We start from the raw sequence: 17,482 nt of genomic DNA on the forward strand, positions 1-17,482 counted from the left end.
TAAAATATACATGGAGATAAAGGACAGTATCAGCATGAAAAGAAGTTTCAAATGGGGATCCGTTTCGTGACGATCCCCTATGGGGGAGAAGTGATTTTGAGGTTCCGTGACAGGATATTTTAAAATTTTAAGGGGTTTAATCTAATATATCTAACTACTAAAATGAATCTTGGCATTCCTTAACCGAAGTGCATTCAGGATGACTGAAACGGAACTCAAGCTCATGGCCAGGGCTGCAATCATGGGGGACAGCAAAACGCTGAAAAAAGGATAGAGCACCCCGGCTGCAATGGGGATCCCCAAGACGTTATATCCCAAGGCAAACCACAAGTTTTCCTTGATGTTGCGCATCACCTTATGGCTCAATAACCGAGCCTTGGCTATTCCATTCAAATCACCCTTTACCAAGGTGATAGCGGCGCTTTCAATGGCTACTCCGGTCCCGGTACCCATGGCAATGCCTATATCCGCCTGCGCCAGCGCGGGCGCATCGTTTATGCCATCTCCTGCCATCGCCACTTTTTTGCCCTGTGCCTGAAGGCGCTTGATCTCCTCCAGTTTATTTTCAGGCAGCATCTGCGCTTTGTATCCATTAAGATGCAGCGTGTCACTCACCGCCTTTGCCGTTGCTTCATTATCACCTGTAAACATGATAACCTCCATCCCTTCTTCCTGTAATCTGTGAATGGCCTCCGCACTTGTTTGTTTGATCTTATCTGAAATCACGATATAACCGACAGCGGCGTTTCCTACCGCCAAATAGGAAACCGTTTTCCCCTGCTTTTGTTCGTCGGTAACCTGCTTCAATAACCCGGCCGCAATGACCGCACCTACCTGCTCCATTAGTTTCTCATTGCCCAGCGCCAGGGACTGGCCTTCATATTCCCCTATAACGCCTTTGCCCGTGACCGCTTCAAATTTGTCAACGGCCTTTGCCTGCACGGCTTTTTCTTTGCCGTATTTAAGTGTTGCCTCGGCTAAAGGATGTTCGCTGTGACTATTGAGGGCCACGATCATTTGAAGCATCTCTTTTTCCGCGTATTGAGCGCTTGTACTGACCATTTTCTCCACTGAGGGCTTGCCTTCGGTAATGGTACCCGTCTTATCAATTATGAGTACATCGATCTTGTTCATTTTTTCAAGCACTTCAGCATCTTTGATGAGAATACCTGATTTAGCGCCTTTGCCGACACCCACCATGACCGACATGGGCGTGGCCAGCCCCAATGCACAGGGACAGGCTATAATCAGTACCGCTATGGCATTGACAAAACCATAAACATAGGCCGGGTCAGGCCCATAAATAGCCCAAATTGTAAAAGCGATGAGCGCAATGACAACGACGATCGGCACAAAGTAGCCGGAAATCTTGTCGGCCAGTTTCTGGATTGGTGCTTTGGAGCGGCTGGCAGTATGCACCATCTCAATAATCTGCGAGAGCAGGGTGTCAGCACCTACTTTTTCCGCCAGCATGGTAAAGGTCTTATTGCCGTTTATCGTACCCGCGCTTACTTTATCGCCCGCCTGTTTATCCACCGCAATGGGTTCTCCGGAGATCATGGATTCATCAATGGTGGCTGCTCCAACTTTAATACTTCCGTCCACAGGTATTTTCTCTCCTGGTTTCACCCGCAGCAGATCTCCTTTTTGAATATCCTCTATGGACAGCGTGCTTTCCTGGTTTCCTACAATTTTAGTCGCACTATTGGGTGCCAGTTTCAAAAGTTCTTTAATGGCACTATTGGTCTTACCGTGTGCCCGGGCTTCTAAGAGCTGCCCTAAGAGCACGAGGGTCAGGATAACCGTGGCCGCTTCAAAATAAACGTACACCGTGCCTGCGTGCGTCTTAAACTGATCGGGAAAAATCCCCGGCAGTAACAAGGCAAGCACGCTGAACAGCCAGGCGACACCGGAACCGACACCAATCAGGGTAAACATATTGAGTCTCCAGGTGATGATGGAGCGCCCCGCCCGCTCAAAAAACATCCAGGTCGCATAGAACACCACAGGAATGGACAGTGCAAACTCCACCCAGTTCCAATACTTTAAGCCCATTACATTAAATAGTGGATTACCGGGTATCATTTCCGTCATGGCGATCAGAAAAATGGGTAGGGTAAACAGTACGGCAATTTTAAATTTGCGTAGCAGATCTTTATAGGTATTATCTTCCTCTTTCTCGCCGCCATTTATGGGTACCAGATCCATCCCGCATATCGGGCATGAACCCGGGCTGTCCCGGATAATCTCGGGATGCATTGGGCAGCTGTACCGGGTGACTTTTTGTAATGCAGGCTTTTTCACCAGGCTCATCCCGCAAACCGGGCAGTTGCCCGGTTTGTCGTACGTTTTATCACCTTCACAGTGCATGGGGCAATAATATGTCCCATGACCTGTCTGCTGATCGTCATCCTTATGTGACTTATTATGTTGGATAGGTGCATGGTGGTTCAGTTGTGGACCGGCCGTTCCATGGGCAGGCACCTGCCCCCCGGCTACAACAATGCCCTCGTCATGTCCCAACATTTCTATCGTATAATCGCCCGCAGCAGATAATGCCTGCTGCAATTTTTCGATGGGAACATGCTGCTCCATCGTGAGTATCGCATGAGGCGGATCTAAGTTGACCTTTGCTGAAACGCCTTCAAGGGCATTTAACGCATGCGCTACTTTTGTCCTACAGCCGTCACAGCTCATACCGGTTATCTTGTAAGTATGTTTCATGAATTTTTGCGTTTAATAAGTGATGGTAAGCCCGGCTCCCCATCCCATGTCGCTGTCGTAATGGGTAGAGAGGCCCAGGTTTTTCGTCAGGATATACTTTCCTCCAACCATATATTCCCTGTCTGTATTCACCATAAAGGATGCTCTCAGCCTTGGCGTAAGTGGAATGTCTTCCCGCATCAGCTGAATCCTGAAATAACCTGTTTGATCCACACTGGCGTCCAGGACTAGTAGCATGGGTAAGGTATATTGCAACCCGGCGTGAATGACTTTACGGTCATCTTTGGTGTTTGCTTGCCCTAAAAGGCTTTTATCATGTGCCGAATGTTTGCGGTAACGCCAGTCAATGCCTACATATGGAAAAAGCCATTGCATCTTACCCAGGTATCTGCCGAAATGCGTCTCCACTTCATAGCCGTGATGGGCGTTGTAGCCTAATCTCCATTCGCTCTGGAAAGCCCAGCGTGTATTGGCATACATCAGGGAACCGTCATTGCCATTGGTAGCGAAGTCATTTTGGGCCATCAGGTGAAACATCCGGTCATCCTTTTTCAGCATTTTATAGGCTTTATCCGGATCAGGAATCTCCGGATTGGCAGGACTGTTTTCATAACTGAATACTCGGCCCATCCCACTCATCATGTGATAGAGGATATGACAATGGAAAAACCAGTCGCCGCTTTCTGATGCGTGGAATTCTAAAGTATCGGTTTCCATCGGCATAATATCCAGTACATTTTTCATGGGGGACTTTTCACCGAATTGGTTAAGTACCCTAAAATCATGACCATGCAGGTGCATGGGGTGGCGCATCATCGAGTTATTGTGCAAAATGATGCGGATGTTTTCTCCACGCTTGATGAGTATTTTATCGCTTTCCGAAACAGTTTTATTGTCCAGTGTCCATACATAACGGTTCATGTTACCGGTCAATTCAAATTTCAGTTCTTTCCAGGGACCTTCGGGCAGCGTTGTCTTTTTGGGCGCTTCCAGCATATTGTAATTCAGCGTTGTAATGCCACCAGAAGACATATCCATATCCATATTTACTTCTGCCTTCTTTTTCACCATATCCATACCGCATTTAGGGCATTTACCAGGCTTATCCGATGTTACTTCCGGGTGCATGGGACAGACATAGGTCATTTTTCCATCCGCCTTAACGCTACCTTGGCTTCCACCGTCCATATCCTTCATCGGCATATCCTTCATCTTTATACTGCCAGCAGCCATATCCTTATTCCCGTTTGCCTTCTTTTTGACTAAAGCCATACCGCATTTGGGACATTTACCAGGCTTATCTGAAGTTACCTCCGGATGCATGGGGCAGACATAGGTCTGCTCGGAGGATGATGACTGTGGTTGATGATGCTTTGGGTGATCCACGTCACTCATTCCGTTCATACCTTCCATTCCACCCATGTTTTCGTCACCTGCTTTTTCATCCATTTCCGGATACATGACACTATTCATATCCATAGTCTGTAGGGTCATATTCATGCCCATAGGCTTCATATCCCCATTCATTTTCATCATGTCATTCATCATTTTCATGCCTGCAAAGTATTTCAGCTTCGGAAGCTTTTTGGCGGCCATTTTCATACCACTGCCCAGCCAAAGCCCCGCCGAACCGGTACGGTCTTCGGGTGTGGCCAGGAACTCATATTGCATGTCCTTTGGAATCGTCACGACTACGTCGTAGGTTTCCGCCGGCCCAATGATCATCCTGTCCACCATCACCGGCATGACATCATTGCCATCATTAGCCACCACCATCAGCTGACCACCGCTATAACTAAGCCAGAAATAGGAAGAGGCGCCGCCGTTGACAATACGTAACCGAACCTTATCGCCGGCTTTAAATTGGGGAAACTGCTCCTCGGTTTGCCCGTTTACAAAAAACCTTTCATAATAGACATCGCTGACGTCCATCGCCTTCATCCGTTTCCATTCATTGGTCAACTTTACACCCAATTTACCCGCTTTTATAGCTTCTGAGTAACTCTGGACCGTGCCTTTTTTGATGGCAAACCAGTCGTTTGCCGTATGCAGCCTCCGGTCTATCTCCTTGGGTCTCATATCGCTCCAGTCGCTCAGCACCACAGGGATGGTCGGAATTTCTGGTTCTGTTCGCTTGTTAAAGATCAGGGCGCCATATAGGCCGATTTGTTCCTGAACAGAAAAATGGCTGTGATACCAGTAAGTGCCCGCCTGTACAACGGGGAATTTATAAATATGGGTGGTATGGGGCGGTATAGGCTGCTGCGTAAGAAAGGGGACCCCGTCCATCCGGTCCGGCAACTGTACTCCATGCCAATGTACAGCGGTCGGTTCATCCGCATTATTATGAACATAAATAAGCGCCGTATCACCGATGGTGAATACCAGCGTCGGCGCAGGGATGCTGCCATTAACGGCAATGCCTTTTCGTTTTTTGCCTGTATAGTTGACCGTACTATCCGTCACATATAAATCATAGCGGACGCTTTTGACACCCGGTGTTCCCTTAGGAAAATGGATGCCTGAATTGGCCCCTTTTATCGTTTTTGTGGCGAGGTCTTTCTCCAGATTGGAAATAACACCAGGGGGTGGCGGCGAATCCAGCGGCGTGGGTCTGGCCACTGGTGCAGCAAAGCTTGTGAACGGCCTAAAAGTATCATTATTGCCCCGATCAAAAGCTTGCGCGAAGCCAGCACGTCCCAGGCATAACAGTGCTATTAAGGTGAATACATTTTTCATTTTGGAAAATACTTTTTTATCTATTGATTAAGACTATCTATTGTGTTATCCAGCCAGCTTACCAGCTGCTGCTTTTGTTCCTTGGAAAGCCGGGCATCCCTATGTATTAAGGTATAGGATGTCAAGGGCATGACGCCGTCCATCACCTGGTTTTTCATGGACCTGAGCTTACTGACACGTCTTCTGTCGGAGTACCCGGCAAATTCATCCAGGTTTAATTCCGCTTTTCCCTTGCGTATATGCCTTGCCATCCACCAGCCGACCGGCTGCACATGGGTATACCAGGGATACGCCGTATTGTTGGAATGACAGTTGGCGCAGGACTGCTGTAAAATCTGCGTTACGTTATCCGGTACATGGTAGAGCGCTGTCAAACTTTGTTTAGAAACCTGACCGCTATCATTGCGGTCAGGTTGGATAAACTGTATCATGACAAATGCACCCACTAATCCGCCCAGGATCATGGTTTTAAGTCTGGTCATTGCCTGGGAGTTACTTTTTACTGATGGTTTCTTTTACCGATCCGCAGGTAGACATGCTCTTGCCCAGGTAGGGATTTTTGATATCCTTTACCTCACTCACCCAGGTCGCCTTAGCCATGGGACAATAGTCTTTATATAAGGTTTGGGAAGTTCCAAAGGCCTTTATCAGGTCATAAATATCTTCACTAAGACCCTGGAAATGTTCTCTTTGGTGTTTGATATTCCCCCCGTTGTCAGCAATATGCTGAGCATTTTCCAGCGCATCAGCTGAGATATCGCTATAGGCCTTTTTCTGAGCGGAACTCAGGAGTTGTTTACCCAACTCTGCCAAAGCAGTATGTAACTGAGCGCTTGCCGTGGCGGCCTCCTTGGTGTTATCAGAAGCTAATGCATTTTTTAAATGCAGGTAATGGGTCATGACTGCTCCGAGGCTTGCGTTTTGAGGCGCTTCTTTAGGGGAGGACTGTGGCGACGATATAACAGTTTTTGCGTTTGATTTTTGGGGGTTGCTGCATGCAGCGATAGTAGTAGCAATAATTGCTACCATAAAAATGAATGGTTTCATTACTTTTAAGTTTAAATTTCTATAAAAGAATAATAATAAAGCAATTTCATGCTTTAGACAGGACAGACCTATGGCTGTCATCAAAGAAATTTAACCTATTTTAGGGGGGAGCCAGATAGATTGGAATCCTTGGGATAGGACAAATCCAGGCGAGTAATACGTTTGCTTCTCAGCACCATAGTCGCCGTAATCTATACCCTGTTTATGAGGCAGGACGATGGTCAAGTTAGAAGCAGGACAATGACAGGAATTATGCGGGCAATTGCCTCCACAATTATCATTTGAATCTTTTTTTGAATGATGGTCGCCACAGCAGGTTTTATCTTTAGCACAGGTTTTTCCCTGCTGGCTGCAAGATGTTTTTACAACCGGTTTTGACACACAGCTATAGGACAACTTCGGCACCAAAAAGAAGCCGGTAAAAATAACCAGTAATATGAAAACCTGTTTTGCCATTATTTTGAAAATCAAAGATACAGATTCTTTTTAAATTCTTTACAAAAATACGAACTCTGGAAAAAGAATCGTTACAAGATTTAGTGAAAAAATTATATAATTTCGACTATTTCGCTTGTTTTGTTGGACTTTTTATAACTAATGGGTCTCTATTATTCACTTAAGACAAATTGATTGTGTGTTGCCTAATCTAAATCCCTTTTGAAATTGCAATACAAAAAAATCTGTTCAAACTATTATGAATTGCCCCTGTCTAAGCTGTCACTATTGAAAGGAGAGGCAAATTTATTGCAAAATGCGTAATCTATATAAGGCGGCTATGGCTTCCCGTTAGATCAGCAACATTTTTTATCTTGTTGCATCGGCGGACATTGTATGGTTCCGTAACTGCAATAGACGCAGCAGTCACCTTGTAAGGGTTTTATTACCTTTTTACAGCTTTCGCACTCGTAAAAATATTGACAAGCATCTGTCGGCATTGTTTCTTCCTTTTTATGTCCACACTTGGGGCAGGTAATGGTTGATTGTAATACGATTTCCATTTTATTTTACTTTTTTTGATGTTACTGTGTATCCTGTACTATTCATTGCCTTTTCAATTTCGGCGATATCCGTTTTGGATTTGTCGAATTCTACGATGGCATCTCCGTTCCTATAGGAGACAGACGATTTAATGATTCCCGAAAGCTTATTTATTTCGTGATGAATGGGATTTTCACAATCGGAACAAGTCATTCCGCCTATTTTAAACTCAACGGTCTGAATATCTGATTTGTCAACCACAATGACTTGTTTTGCTGACTTAGGATAGAAAATAGTGGAATATAAAGGAAATGCCATTATCAGGGCTGTGAAAACCGTCATTATCGCCAAAAAGAATTTACTTTGGATAAACTTTGGCTTTCCGCTTTCTTCACAATCGCAGCTCATTTTGTTTTTTGGCCTCAGTTTCTGATACCAGGCAAAGCCAAATACCAAGACAGTTAAGCCAATAAAATAGGGTCTGAAAGGGTCAAGCCACGAGAAAGTCGAGGCAAGACTACCGCTTAAGCCTGTTATGATGGCTAAAACAGGCGTTATACAACATAGTGAAGCAGCTATTGCTGTTAAAAATCCTACACCGACTAGTTTGTTATTTGTTTTCATCAAGAATTTTGAAAAATGGTAGGAGCATTTCTTCATACTCCTTTGTTAACGAGTTAAAAATAATTTGCGCCCGGCGTTCTGTTTTAATAATCTTTCTGTCTTTGAGTTTTCGAAGATGTTGTGAAACCGCAGAAATCGTCATGCCGAGAATATCACTCAAATCGCAAACACAGAGCTGCTTTTCTTCGTAAAGAAGAAAAAGAATTTTAAGTCGCACGTTATTACCTGCCAGCTCAAGTCCGTTGGATATATAGTCAAACGTCCCATTGATGGCTGTAATTCTGTCTTTGCAACGACCGATTTGCTTAATGTCCGCCTGTTGCCTGATACAAGAATTATTGTTCATAAGTGCAAAAATAACTCATTCGCGTATTTAAGCAACTACTTAAATACAAAATTAACAATTTAAACAATTCTTCCTTTTTATCATCCGACCGACAACCTATCTCCTCCCATTCGGCTTTTATACACAATTTACTTACTTCTCCCGCTCATCTTCATATCACTCATCTGCATCCCTGAAAGATTGGCACCGCTACCATTTTTGAGAATATACTCACTATTAAGCAGATAGACGCCTGAAGACACCACGGATTCACCCACTTTAACCCCTTGTAATACCGCTACCAGTGAAGTATTATCTTGTCCGAGTGTTACTTCCCGGCGTTCAAAGCTACTGTCGGGCCGTTTCACCCAGACATAGGCGCGGTCCTGTCCGTAAATTACGGATGATTTGGGAATAGCGACACCTGGTTGTCCCTTTGATGTTTGCATATGTACATAGGCAAGCATACCCGGTTGTAAATTTCCACCTGGATTTGAGATCTCGATATTAACAAGATGAACACGTGAAGCCGGCTCATTAACAGGGTTATCAAATACGATCTTGCCTGGTAATTTTTGGCCCATGCTTCCCGCTAGTTGCACCCAGATCTTCGTATCCTTGGATATAAGCGGCAATAGCTGGTCGTATAACTGGGCCTGGACCCAAAGTGTATTATTTTCCGCAAGGCTTAGGATCGCCTCTCCTTCTTTTACGTATCCACCTTCCTCCTTCATTTTTTGGATGAGATAGCCGGTGGACTCGCTGTAAATAGCCGTTTTTCCGGTTGGCTGCCGCTCTTGCAGGTGGTCAATTTGTTTTTGGGAAAGTCCCCATCGCAGGAGTTTTTGCTTCATTGCCTGAATGGTGGCGGTAAAATCTACAGAGGCCTTATTAAAAAGCCCTTTTTGCTGAATTGCCAGTAGATAGTCTTTTTCAGCAGAAAGCAGGTCGGGGCTGTACAGTTCATATAGTCTTTGGCCGGCAAAGATTTCTTCACCCGGATTGCGCACATACATTTTTTCAATCCAGCCATTTACCCGGGCGCTGATTACATCCTGCTGTTTAGGATTAAAGAGGGTGGTTGCTGTAAGCATCAGCTCACTGGATAAATTTGTTATTTGCGCTGTATCAGTATGAATACCTGCCAGCAGCTGCTGCCGGGATGAAATCCTAAGTTCTGCCAGGGTATCTTCCGGATTTTTCTGTGCAGGACCCTGATCCAGCGGTACCAAAGTCATACCGCATATCGGGCATTTGCCTGGTGCGTTTTCCCGTATCTGATGATGCATGGGACAGGTGTAAATGACCGCTTCCTTTTTCTGCGGCAGGCTGTCTGTCATTTGCACTACCGCTTTACCATCCTGGCTATTATTACAGGCAGCCAGAGAAAATAGTAGTAAACTACCGATGATGATCCATTTATATTGCATGACATTCTCTTTTTTTTATTGAATAAAACTATCACTATCTACCATATAGGCGGCGTTTTCGACGATTTGGTCACCCGTTTTAATACCTGATATTATTTGGATGGAATCTTCTGTGCGGATACCTGTTTGCACAGGTCTTGCATGAAATACATCATTGCTGTTTCTATCCTTTACCCAGACCACGCTTCGCATGCCTAGTCTATTCACCGCCGATAAAGGAACATATAGGCCCCTGTCCTCATGGCCAATGACGATGCGACCTCTTACGAGTGTTCCTATTTTCCAGTTCGCCGGTAAATTTTTCAGATAAACCCGTATGGTGGTGGTTTTTTCATTTTCCATTCGGTATGGAGGTATAAAATCCACCTGTCCGCTGATTATTTGATCCGGGCTGGCTTCCGAATTTAAAGCCACTGGATCTCCTTTTTGGATAAAAGCCATATCACTGGCAAACACATGAAGCAAGGCCCAACGTCTGGTGATGTCCTGAATAGAAAAAATGCTCTGCCCGGCGTCCACATACATTCCTTTTCTAATGTCCAGTAATTCCGGGGTACTGTTATCCATCGCCGGATCGCTTACAGGGCGAGCGACTCCCTGGTACGGACTAAAAATGGTAATCTGTGACAGGGGCTTTCTGCTTTCTGTTACTTTTTGGATTTCATTTTGGTGCATCCCCAGATTGCGTAATTTTACCTTCAGCGCCTTTATAAGTGTTGGGTCATTATCCTTCACGGTTTGTAACAGCTCTCTTTGTACACTGAGTAATTCGGGGCTGTAGATTTCCATCAGTGGCTGTCCTTTTGCTATGGACTGCCCGCTATATTTTACATATAACTTATCAATTCGACCTGTCACCCTTGATGCAACGCCGTTGATATCCCGCTCGTCAAAATTAATCATACCATCGGCGGTTATCGTATCCTTCGCATTACCTTTTACTGGTATGAACGTCTTAAAGGATCCAGTCACTGTTTTGGTAACTGGTTGTGTCAGATAAGACAAAGCGGTATCTAAAGACACCGTATCCTTTTGGTTAGTCTCCTCGACCTTAATCAATTTCATGCCGCATATGGGGCAATTCCCGGGTTTATCTTCATGTACCTGCGGATGCATGGAGCAGGTATAATATACCTTTGCCTGTGAATGCGCCTTTGGCTGGTTCGCCTGACACCCCGCCATGAGTAGCCCAATGAAGGCCATCATCAGTAAAAGGTAAACCAAGTTTCTGTTTTTAATTAGTTTCATCATTTATAAATTTTAATCCTTTTGCATTTCTGTTTCCAGCATGACACGGATGTTTAACAGATCGCTTATTTTGTCCCAGTACTGCATCTTCTTCATGGTTAATTCATCCCAGGCCATGAGTGTTTCGTAAATATCGCCTGTGTTTTCACTAAATGCATTTAAGTAGGACTGGTAGGCTTTACTATAGGCAGGAATGACTTCCTGCTGGAAAATTTGTACATCCTTTTGCGCGGCCTGTAGCTTTAACCAGTCTTTTTGTATAACGCCGATAGCCTCTTGAACCTGCCCCGCCTGCATTTTACGGGTGGCCTGTATCTGATAATCGATGGCTTTTGCTTTTGATTTATAGCCTTTGGAAAACCAAGGGGCAATAGGAACAGATACCATAGCCATCGCACTATACATGTAGCCACCACTGTTCATGCGCATATTATCCAAGTTTATACCAAAGGTTGGCCTGGACTCGCTGGAAACGACTTTTTTGTTCAGCCTGAGACTGTGTATTTCGTCAGAAGCCCGGTGGATATCACTACGGTTTTCCAAAATATAGGATGAGTCCACTTGTAAAATAGCGATCTCTGAATGGGCAAAGTCTTCTGCCGTATCAATTTGTAAGGGTGCCTGTTGGGAACGGTTCATCAGGCTGTTTAAGATGGCAACGGCCTGTTCGCTGGCCGCCTCTAATTGTACCCGCATGGATTGCAGGTCACTCAGCTTTGCCCTGGCCTTATAGATTTCTGGTAAACTCGCCTTACCATAGGGCAACCGGCCCTCTGAAATCTGAATCAGCAACTGCACCTGCTTTTGCTGCTGGTCCACCACTGCTAATTTCTTTTCCGCCACCAAGGCGTCATAATAAGCCATTTTCGCTTCGGCAAAAAGCATATTTTTCATAGTCGCGCTATCATCTTGATCCTGAAGGCGCAAAGACTGATAATAGTCTCTTTGTTTATTTTGCTGGCCAAAGTTGGGAAACATCTGCTCCAGACGTAGCATCACCATTTTTCGGGCCATGCCGCCACCACCCATGTCCTTGCCGCCACCATAGGGGAACTCACTGAGCCCGACGCCTACGGATGGTGCCATCCATGCCTTCGCTGCATCTGCCTGGGCAAAGCTAGCCGCCGTTTTCAGGGCAAACTGCTGTAAACCGGGATTGCGGGTTTCAATGCTATCGAGTACCTGCCTGAGCGTGTAGGTTTGCGCCTGCGTTTTCCGGGTGGTTGCAAGCACCAAAATCAGTAGAACAACTAGGCTTTTGCTTCCGGTTATAAAGGATTTGATTTTCATAATGTAAAATTCTGAGGTTGAAGATCTATATAGTCCTATAAACTGTCTTTTACTTTGATACTACCATGTTTTTTTAATTCGTTTTCCTTAAACAACTCAAAAATGATAGGCATCACCAGCAAAATGCTGATGGCAGAGGTCACCATGCCGCCAATCATGGGCAAGGCCACCGGCCGCATGAGTTCTATTCCTGTGCCATTGGACCAAAGCACAGGCACTAGTCCAAATAAAGCGACACACACCGTCATTAGTTTGGGACGTAAGCGCTTTACTGCACCTTCCAGCACATAGTGCCTGAGGGTAACTACGTCTATCGCTGTTCCTTTTTCCCGGACCATACGCTGCATCGCTTCTTCCAGATAAATCATCATCACGACGCCGGTCTCTACAGCCACCCCAAAGAGGGCAATGAACCCAACGGCCACTGCTACGGACAGATTTTCACCCCATAAATAGACCATTAATATGCCACCCACGAAGGCGAACGGTACGCTTAGAATTGTGTTGAAGGCATCGCGCAAATCATGGAAGGTGAAATAGAGTATTAATAAAATAAGCAGTATGGCGACGGGAATGATCAACTCCAGGGTTTTTTGGGCATGTAACTGGTTTTCCCACTGGCCGCTCCAGTTGATAAAATAACCCTTAGGCAGCGTCAGAGTTTTATCCAGTTTTTGCATGGCTTCTTTTACGGTGCTGCCCAGGTCCCTGCCCCGGACATCAAAGAGCACGGTACCGCGTAGTAACGCATTTTCGCTACTGATCATCGAAGGCCCGTCCTTTAGGGAGATACTAGCTACATCGGATAAGGGAAGCGGACCATTTTTTGTTTGCACCAGTGTCCCCTTGATGTCTTCCAGGCTTGCCCGCCAATCCTGTGCCAGCCGTACATTGACGCTGAACCTTTCACGTCCTTGGTAAATTTGACCGACATTCATACCCCCTAAGGCACTTTGTACAATACTGTTGACATCGTCCGTTGTCAGCCCGTAACGCCCGATGGCATCTTTGTTCACTTCGATGTTCAGGTATTTTCCTCCTGTAATCTGCTCCGGATACAGATCTGTAATTCCCTTGATGCCTTTTAACTCACCGGCGATCATCTGCCCTAACCGGTAGATGGTATCCAGATTCTGCCCGAAAATTTTCACGCCTACATCCGTACGAATACCGGTGGAGAGCATATTGATACGGTTAATAATGGGTTGTGTCCAGCCGTTGGTGACACCGGGAATTTGTAGTCTCTCGTTCAGCTGGCTGATGATCTTATCTTTGGTCATCCCCGCACGCCACTCACTTTTTGGTTTTAACAGCACAATGGTCTCCACCATGCTAATCGGTGCATTATCGGTAGCGGAATTGATACGCCCTGCCTTACCGAGTACATTTTTAACCTCCGGGGAGCTGCTGATAATTTTATCCTGCACCTGTAAGATGCGTTTCATTTCTGCGTTGGAGGCATCAGGAAGCGCTACAGGCATAAAGAGGATCGTACCTTCATCCAAAGGTGGCATAAATTGGCTCCCCATTCTTGTTAGCAAAAAAATGGACAAAACCAGCGCAATTATATTGACCGTGAGTACGGTTTTCTTCCATTTTAAGCACCAGCTTAAAACCGGCTCATATAGACGGACAAAGAAATTGCTGACCGGGTTTTTAGATTCTGGGCGCATTTTGCCCCGCATCAGCAGCACCATGAGCACCGGGATAAGGGTAATGGCCAGGATCATTGAGGAAGCCATGACCATGGTTTTAGTCCAGGCAAGGGGGTGAAACAATTTGCCTTCCTGTCCCGTGAGTAGAAACACGGGGATAAATGAAACGACGATGATCAGAATGGCATGTACCACCGGCTTACCTACCTGTTTGGCGGACTTCTCAATAATAGCGATACGTTCCTTATTACTGATTTTATTTGAATTGTTCATAGTTTTATAATTAATTGTCTGCCTCCGTCAAATGTCGATACGCATTTTCTACCATCACGATGGCATTGTCTACTATGACCCCGATGGCAATAGCGATACCGCTTAGTGACATAATATTGGATGAAAATCCCAGTAGGCGGATCAGGATGAAGGCCGTCAAAATAGCTATAGGAATACTTAACATGACAACCAGCGCACTGCGGAAGTGTAAGAGAAAAATGAGGATAACGGCGCATACCAAGATGATTTCTTCAATAATAGTATGTTCAATGCTTTTGACGGAAGCTTCGATCAACGTGCTGCGGTCGTAGGCCGTTTTAAAAGTGACGCCCGGCGGGAGCCCTTTTTGTATCTCCGTCATTTTAGCTTTGACCCCCTTAATGACTTCATCTGCATTGGCACCATAGCGCATGAGGATTACCCCACCCACGGCTTCCCCGTCACCGTTTTCATCTATTATCCCCAGGCGCTGATCGCCGCCCATCTGGACATCCCCGATATCCTTGATTCGGATGGGGGTAGCCCCCTCGGTAGCAACCGGCAGATCGGCGATTTCCGCTGGGTTTTTAAGATATCCCATTCCCCGAACGATATAGTTGCTACTATTTAAATCGAAGACGCGACCACCAACGTCATTATTATTTTCTTTTACCGCCTTCATGACATCCATAAGCGTAATATGGTAATAATCAAGCTTATGAGGATCCAGCGTGACCTGATATTGTTTTTGAAAACCGCCAAAGGAAGCTACCTCGCTTACGCCCGGTACATTTTGCAAGGCAAATTTTACATACCAGTCCTGTAAGGCGCGCCGTTCTCCTAAATCGTATCCTGGCGCATGCAGGGTATACCAATAGACCTGGCCGACACCGGTTGCGTCCGGACCTAGCGAAGGAACAACATTTTCTGGCAGGAATTTTTGGGCGTAATTCAGCCGCTCCAGGACACGGGTACGCGCCCAATAGGGATCTACGTTATCTTGGAATACAACGAAAACAAAGCTCATTCCAAACATGGAAGTAGCCCGGATATCTTTTACCTTTGGGATACCCTGGAGGTTACTCACCAAGGGGAAGGTGATTTGGTCTTCTACCAGTTGCGGGCTGCGGCCCATCCACTGGGAAAATACGATGACTTCATTTTCGGAGAGGTCAGGAATGGCATCCACAGGCGTCTGGGTCATGCTGTAAAAGCCGTAGCCAATCAGCCCCAGCGTTGCCAGTATGACAATAAAACGGTTGTGAATAGACCAAGAGATAAGTTTATTAATCATGATAATTGCTTTTCCTTATATAGTGTGCACTGAGGTATACAACACCGTTAGTGCTCTAATTGATGTAGGGGATTATTTGGCATAGTCAAACGCCAAAAGCCAGACAAACAATGGTCTGCCCGGTATCAGGAAGGAAAAGAAATCATATCAGGAAACTACAATTCTTCAAATAGACGGGGGCCGTCGCTCGAAAGGGTGGAGCGTGGGGAGAAAAGCTTCCCCTTGCAACGGACGAAAAACAGGAGGTCGGGATTTTAGGAAAAGAAGGTAGTACAACAGTGAAAATAGAAACGGCAGGAACCGCTATGTCCGATACGACATTCTGAGATTCTGTAATTTTCAACTGCTTATGCACATCTTTGCAACAATCCTCGCCTTTATAACTAGACTCCATACCACAAGAAGGCCTGGCTGAAGTCTTGGCTGTATAGCTTAACACCACATTATCCAGATGCCCACAACAATAATGTAGATTCATGCCTACACCGCTTACTGTTGTAAGATAAATAAAAAATAATATGGTGGCTAAAGCCTTTTTCATTCTGTAAAACAAAAGTACAGTTTATTTCCATATATTTAATATAAAAATAAATAATCCAGCGATTCAGCCCCCTAAATAAAATATAGGCAGTTGCTGTATTATAGGTAGTAAAATACGTTAATTTTACAGCTGTGAGTGCAAAATTCGCACAAGACCCCCTTCCATATCCGACAGTCCAAACTTCGGCACGACATTTTTATGGGCTCTTTAATCACTTAACACTCCTTTATCTTCTTGTTAGAAATATAAAGAAAGTATTCCCTTTTTTATAAATGTGCCCCGTTCCAACTTTCCCCCAATACCGAGACCCGCAGGATCAAATAGTCAAATAGATGTCAAACGGAGGATCAAGAAATGATCCGGTAGTAACATTTTATTATCGTAAAATCGGTAAACTTCTTTGGTGTTTTTGATCGTACCTTGTTATAGAGAGGGCTTCATCAAAGATCTCCATTAAGTTATCGAAATTGATCGAATTATAGGGTTTGGACCTTTTAACCTGAACTTCGAAAGTCTGGTATCACAAAAGGACACCTCCTTCCCGAATTTTATAATAGGTAATTTCGGATAATATTTTCCATAATAGCCTTGTTAAGGCTTCAAACGGCGGAGATTTTCATTCAAGTATATCATAAAAAAGTAGTCAGATCGATAATACTTTTAGTAAATTTGATGACTTGATGGTGGTCTTACTCTCATATCAAGCTGTTATTTTATCCAAAAAGAACTATATAGTGAATAGACTTATCATCATTGGCAACGGCTTCGATCTTGCCCACGGCCTTGAAACCAAGTATAATGATTTTATGCTCTGGTATTTAAAGAAATGCTACGGGAATGCTTATGAAAAAGGAGATTATGAGGATGATTTATTGACAATTAAAAAGGTTATTCCTAGACACGCATGGTTTACAAAAATAAATTCGACTTCCGATTTAATTAATCATTTATATACAACAGTTGGGTTCAACCCGCTTATACATAACGATGCCAATTATCGGTTAAATTATAATGGACCCCATTTTTTGGACAGGTTAATAAGATATAACTTTATAACGTAAAACCTTTCAAAAATGAGTAAAACAAGTCGCAGGAAGTTCACCTCAGAATTCAAAACCAAGGTCTGTTTGGAGGCCATTAAAGAGCAGCAGACCATAGAAGCACTAAGTAAGAAATATGACATACACCCCACTCAAATAAACACGTGGAAAAAAGAGTTTTTAGCCAAAGCCAGTCTCGTTTTTGAGAAGGATGCACCTGCTGATCAGTCTGAGGATCAGGCCTTAAAAGAGAATCTATATGCAGAAATAGGAAGACTTAAAATAGCTAATGATT

The 17,482-nt window shown here is 44.7% G+C and carries 16 protein-coding genes; 2 read left to right on the forward strand and 14 right to left on the reverse strand.

The genetic code is table 11. The features are described from left to right. Window positions 1–150 precede the first annotated feature (150 nt). The 14 genes from BLU80_RS18205 to BLU80_RS20220 all read right to left on the reverse strand — a co-directional run bounded on the left by BLU80_RS18205 (window position 151) and on the right by BLU80_RS20220 (window position 16,147). Window positions 151–2,724, reverse strand: a complete 2,574-nt coding sequence (locus BLU80_RS18205; protein ID WP_091401254.1) for a heavy metal translocating P-type ATPase — start codon at window positions 2,722–2,724, stop codon at window positions 151–153. 12 nt (window positions 2,725–2,736) lie between these two features. Further along, entirely contained in the window at window positions 2,737–5,463 is a 2,727-nt protein-coding gene (locus BLU80_RS19930; RefSeq protein WP_244519010.1) for a multicopper oxidase domain-containing protein, read from the reverse strand. Between the two features lie 20 nt (window positions 5,464–5,483). Next, window positions 5,484–5,945, reverse strand: a complete 462-nt coding sequence (locus tag BLU80_RS18215; protein ID WP_091401256.1) for a heme-binding domain-containing protein — start codon at window positions 5,943–5,945, stop codon at window positions 5,484–5,486. Between the two features lie 10 nt (window positions 5,946–5,955). Then, window positions 5,956–6,510 carry a DUF3347 domain-containing protein gene (locus BLU80_RS18220; protein ID WP_170831289.1) on the reverse strand — a complete coding sequence of 185 codons (555 nt, stop codon included), beginning with the start codon at window positions 6,508–6,510 and terminating at the stop codon, window positions 5,956–5,958. Window positions 6,511–6,600: 90 nt separating this feature from the next. After that, the gene (locus BLU80_RS18225) at window positions 6,601–6,966 is read right to left on the reverse strand and encodes a hypothetical protein (protein WP_091401260.1); all 366 of its coding nucleotides are present in this window, start codon (window positions 6,964–6,966) and stop codon (window positions 6,601–6,603) included. Between the two features lie 335 nt (window positions 6,967–7,301). Beyond that, entirely contained in the window at window positions 7,302–7,508 is a 207-nt protein-coding gene (locus tag BLU80_RS20025) for a GDCCVxC domain-containing (seleno)protein (RefSeq protein ID WP_091401261.1), read from the reverse strand. A gap of 1 nt (window position 7,509) precedes the next feature. Then, window positions 7,510–8,112, reverse strand: a complete 603-nt coding sequence (gene merTP / locus BLU80_RS18235) for a mercuric transport protein MerTP (RefSeq protein ID WP_091401263.1) — start codon at window positions 8,110–8,112, stop codon at window positions 7,510–7,512. Continuing rightward, window positions 8,099–8,458, reverse strand: coding sequence for an ArsR/SmtB family transcription factor (locus tag BLU80_RS18240; RefSeq protein ID WP_091401265.1), 360 nt, complete (start codon window positions 8,456–8,458; stop codon window positions 8,099–8,101). Before BLU80_RS18240 ends, merTP begins: the two co-directional genes overlap by 14 nt. 128 nt (window positions 8,459–8,586) lie before the next feature. Then, window positions 8,587–9,867: an efflux RND transporter periplasmic adaptor subunit gene (locus tag BLU80_RS18245; protein WP_091401267.1), complete on the reverse strand. Its 1,281-nt coding sequence runs from the start codon at window positions 9,865–9,867 to the stop codon at window positions 8,587–8,589. A gap of 15 nt (window positions 9,868–9,882) precedes the next feature. Continuing rightward, the gene (locus tag BLU80_RS18250; RefSeq protein WP_091401269.1) at window positions 9,883–11,118 is read right to left on the reverse strand and encodes a heavy metal-binding domain-containing protein; all 1,236 of its coding nucleotides are present in this window, start codon (window positions 11,116–11,118) and stop codon (window positions 9,883–9,885) included. 9 nt (window positions 11,119–11,127) lie between these two features. After that, on the reverse strand, window positions 11,128–12,405 hold the full coding sequence (locus BLU80_RS18255; protein ID WP_091401271.1) for a TolC family protein: 1,278 nt from the start codon (window positions 12,403–12,405) through the stop codon (window positions 11,128–11,130). 35 nt (window positions 12,406–12,440) lie between these two features. Further along, on the reverse strand, window positions 12,441–14,333 hold the full coding sequence (locus tag BLU80_RS19990; RefSeq protein ID WP_091401273.1) for an efflux RND transporter permease subunit: 1,893 nt from the start codon (window positions 14,331–14,333) through the stop codon (window positions 12,441–12,443). A 10-nt stretch (window positions 14,334–14,343) separates the two neighbouring features. Beyond that, the gene (locus BLU80_RS19995; protein WP_091401275.1) at window positions 14,344–15,606 is read right to left on the reverse strand and encodes an efflux RND transporter permease subunit; all 1,263 of its coding nucleotides are present in this window, start codon (window positions 15,604–15,606) and stop codon (window positions 14,344–14,346) included. Window positions 15,607–15,748: 142 nt separating this feature from the next. Next, window positions 15,749–16,147 carry an HYC_CC_PP family protein gene (locus tag BLU80_RS20220; RefSeq protein WP_449371662.1) on the reverse strand — a complete coding sequence of 133 codons (399 nt, stop codon included), beginning with the start codon at window positions 16,145–16,147 and terminating at the stop codon, window positions 15,749–15,751. 734 nt (window positions 16,148–16,881) lie between these two features. Between BLU80_RS20220 and BLU80_RS18270 the strand changes: the two genes are divergently transcribed. Together BLU80_RS18270 and BLU80_RS18275 are read left to right on the forward strand one after the other, a co-directional pair. Continuing rightward, window positions 16,882–17,208 carry an AbiH family protein gene (locus BLU80_RS18270; protein WP_091401280.1) on the forward strand — a complete coding sequence of 109 codons (327 nt, stop codon included), beginning with the start codon at window positions 16,882–16,884 and terminating at the stop codon, window positions 17,206–17,208. 12 nt (window positions 17,209–17,220) lie between these two features. Then, on the forward strand, window positions 17,221–17,482 hold a 262-nt coding region (locus BLU80_RS18275), incomplete at its 3' end, for a transposase (protein ID WP_139188202.1).

The organism is Arachidicoccus rhizosphaerae, from assembly GCF_900107765.1.
Classification (GTDB): Bacteria; Bacteroidota; Bacteroidia; order Chitinophagales; family Chitinophagaceae; genus Arachidicoccus; species Arachidicoccus rhizosphaerae.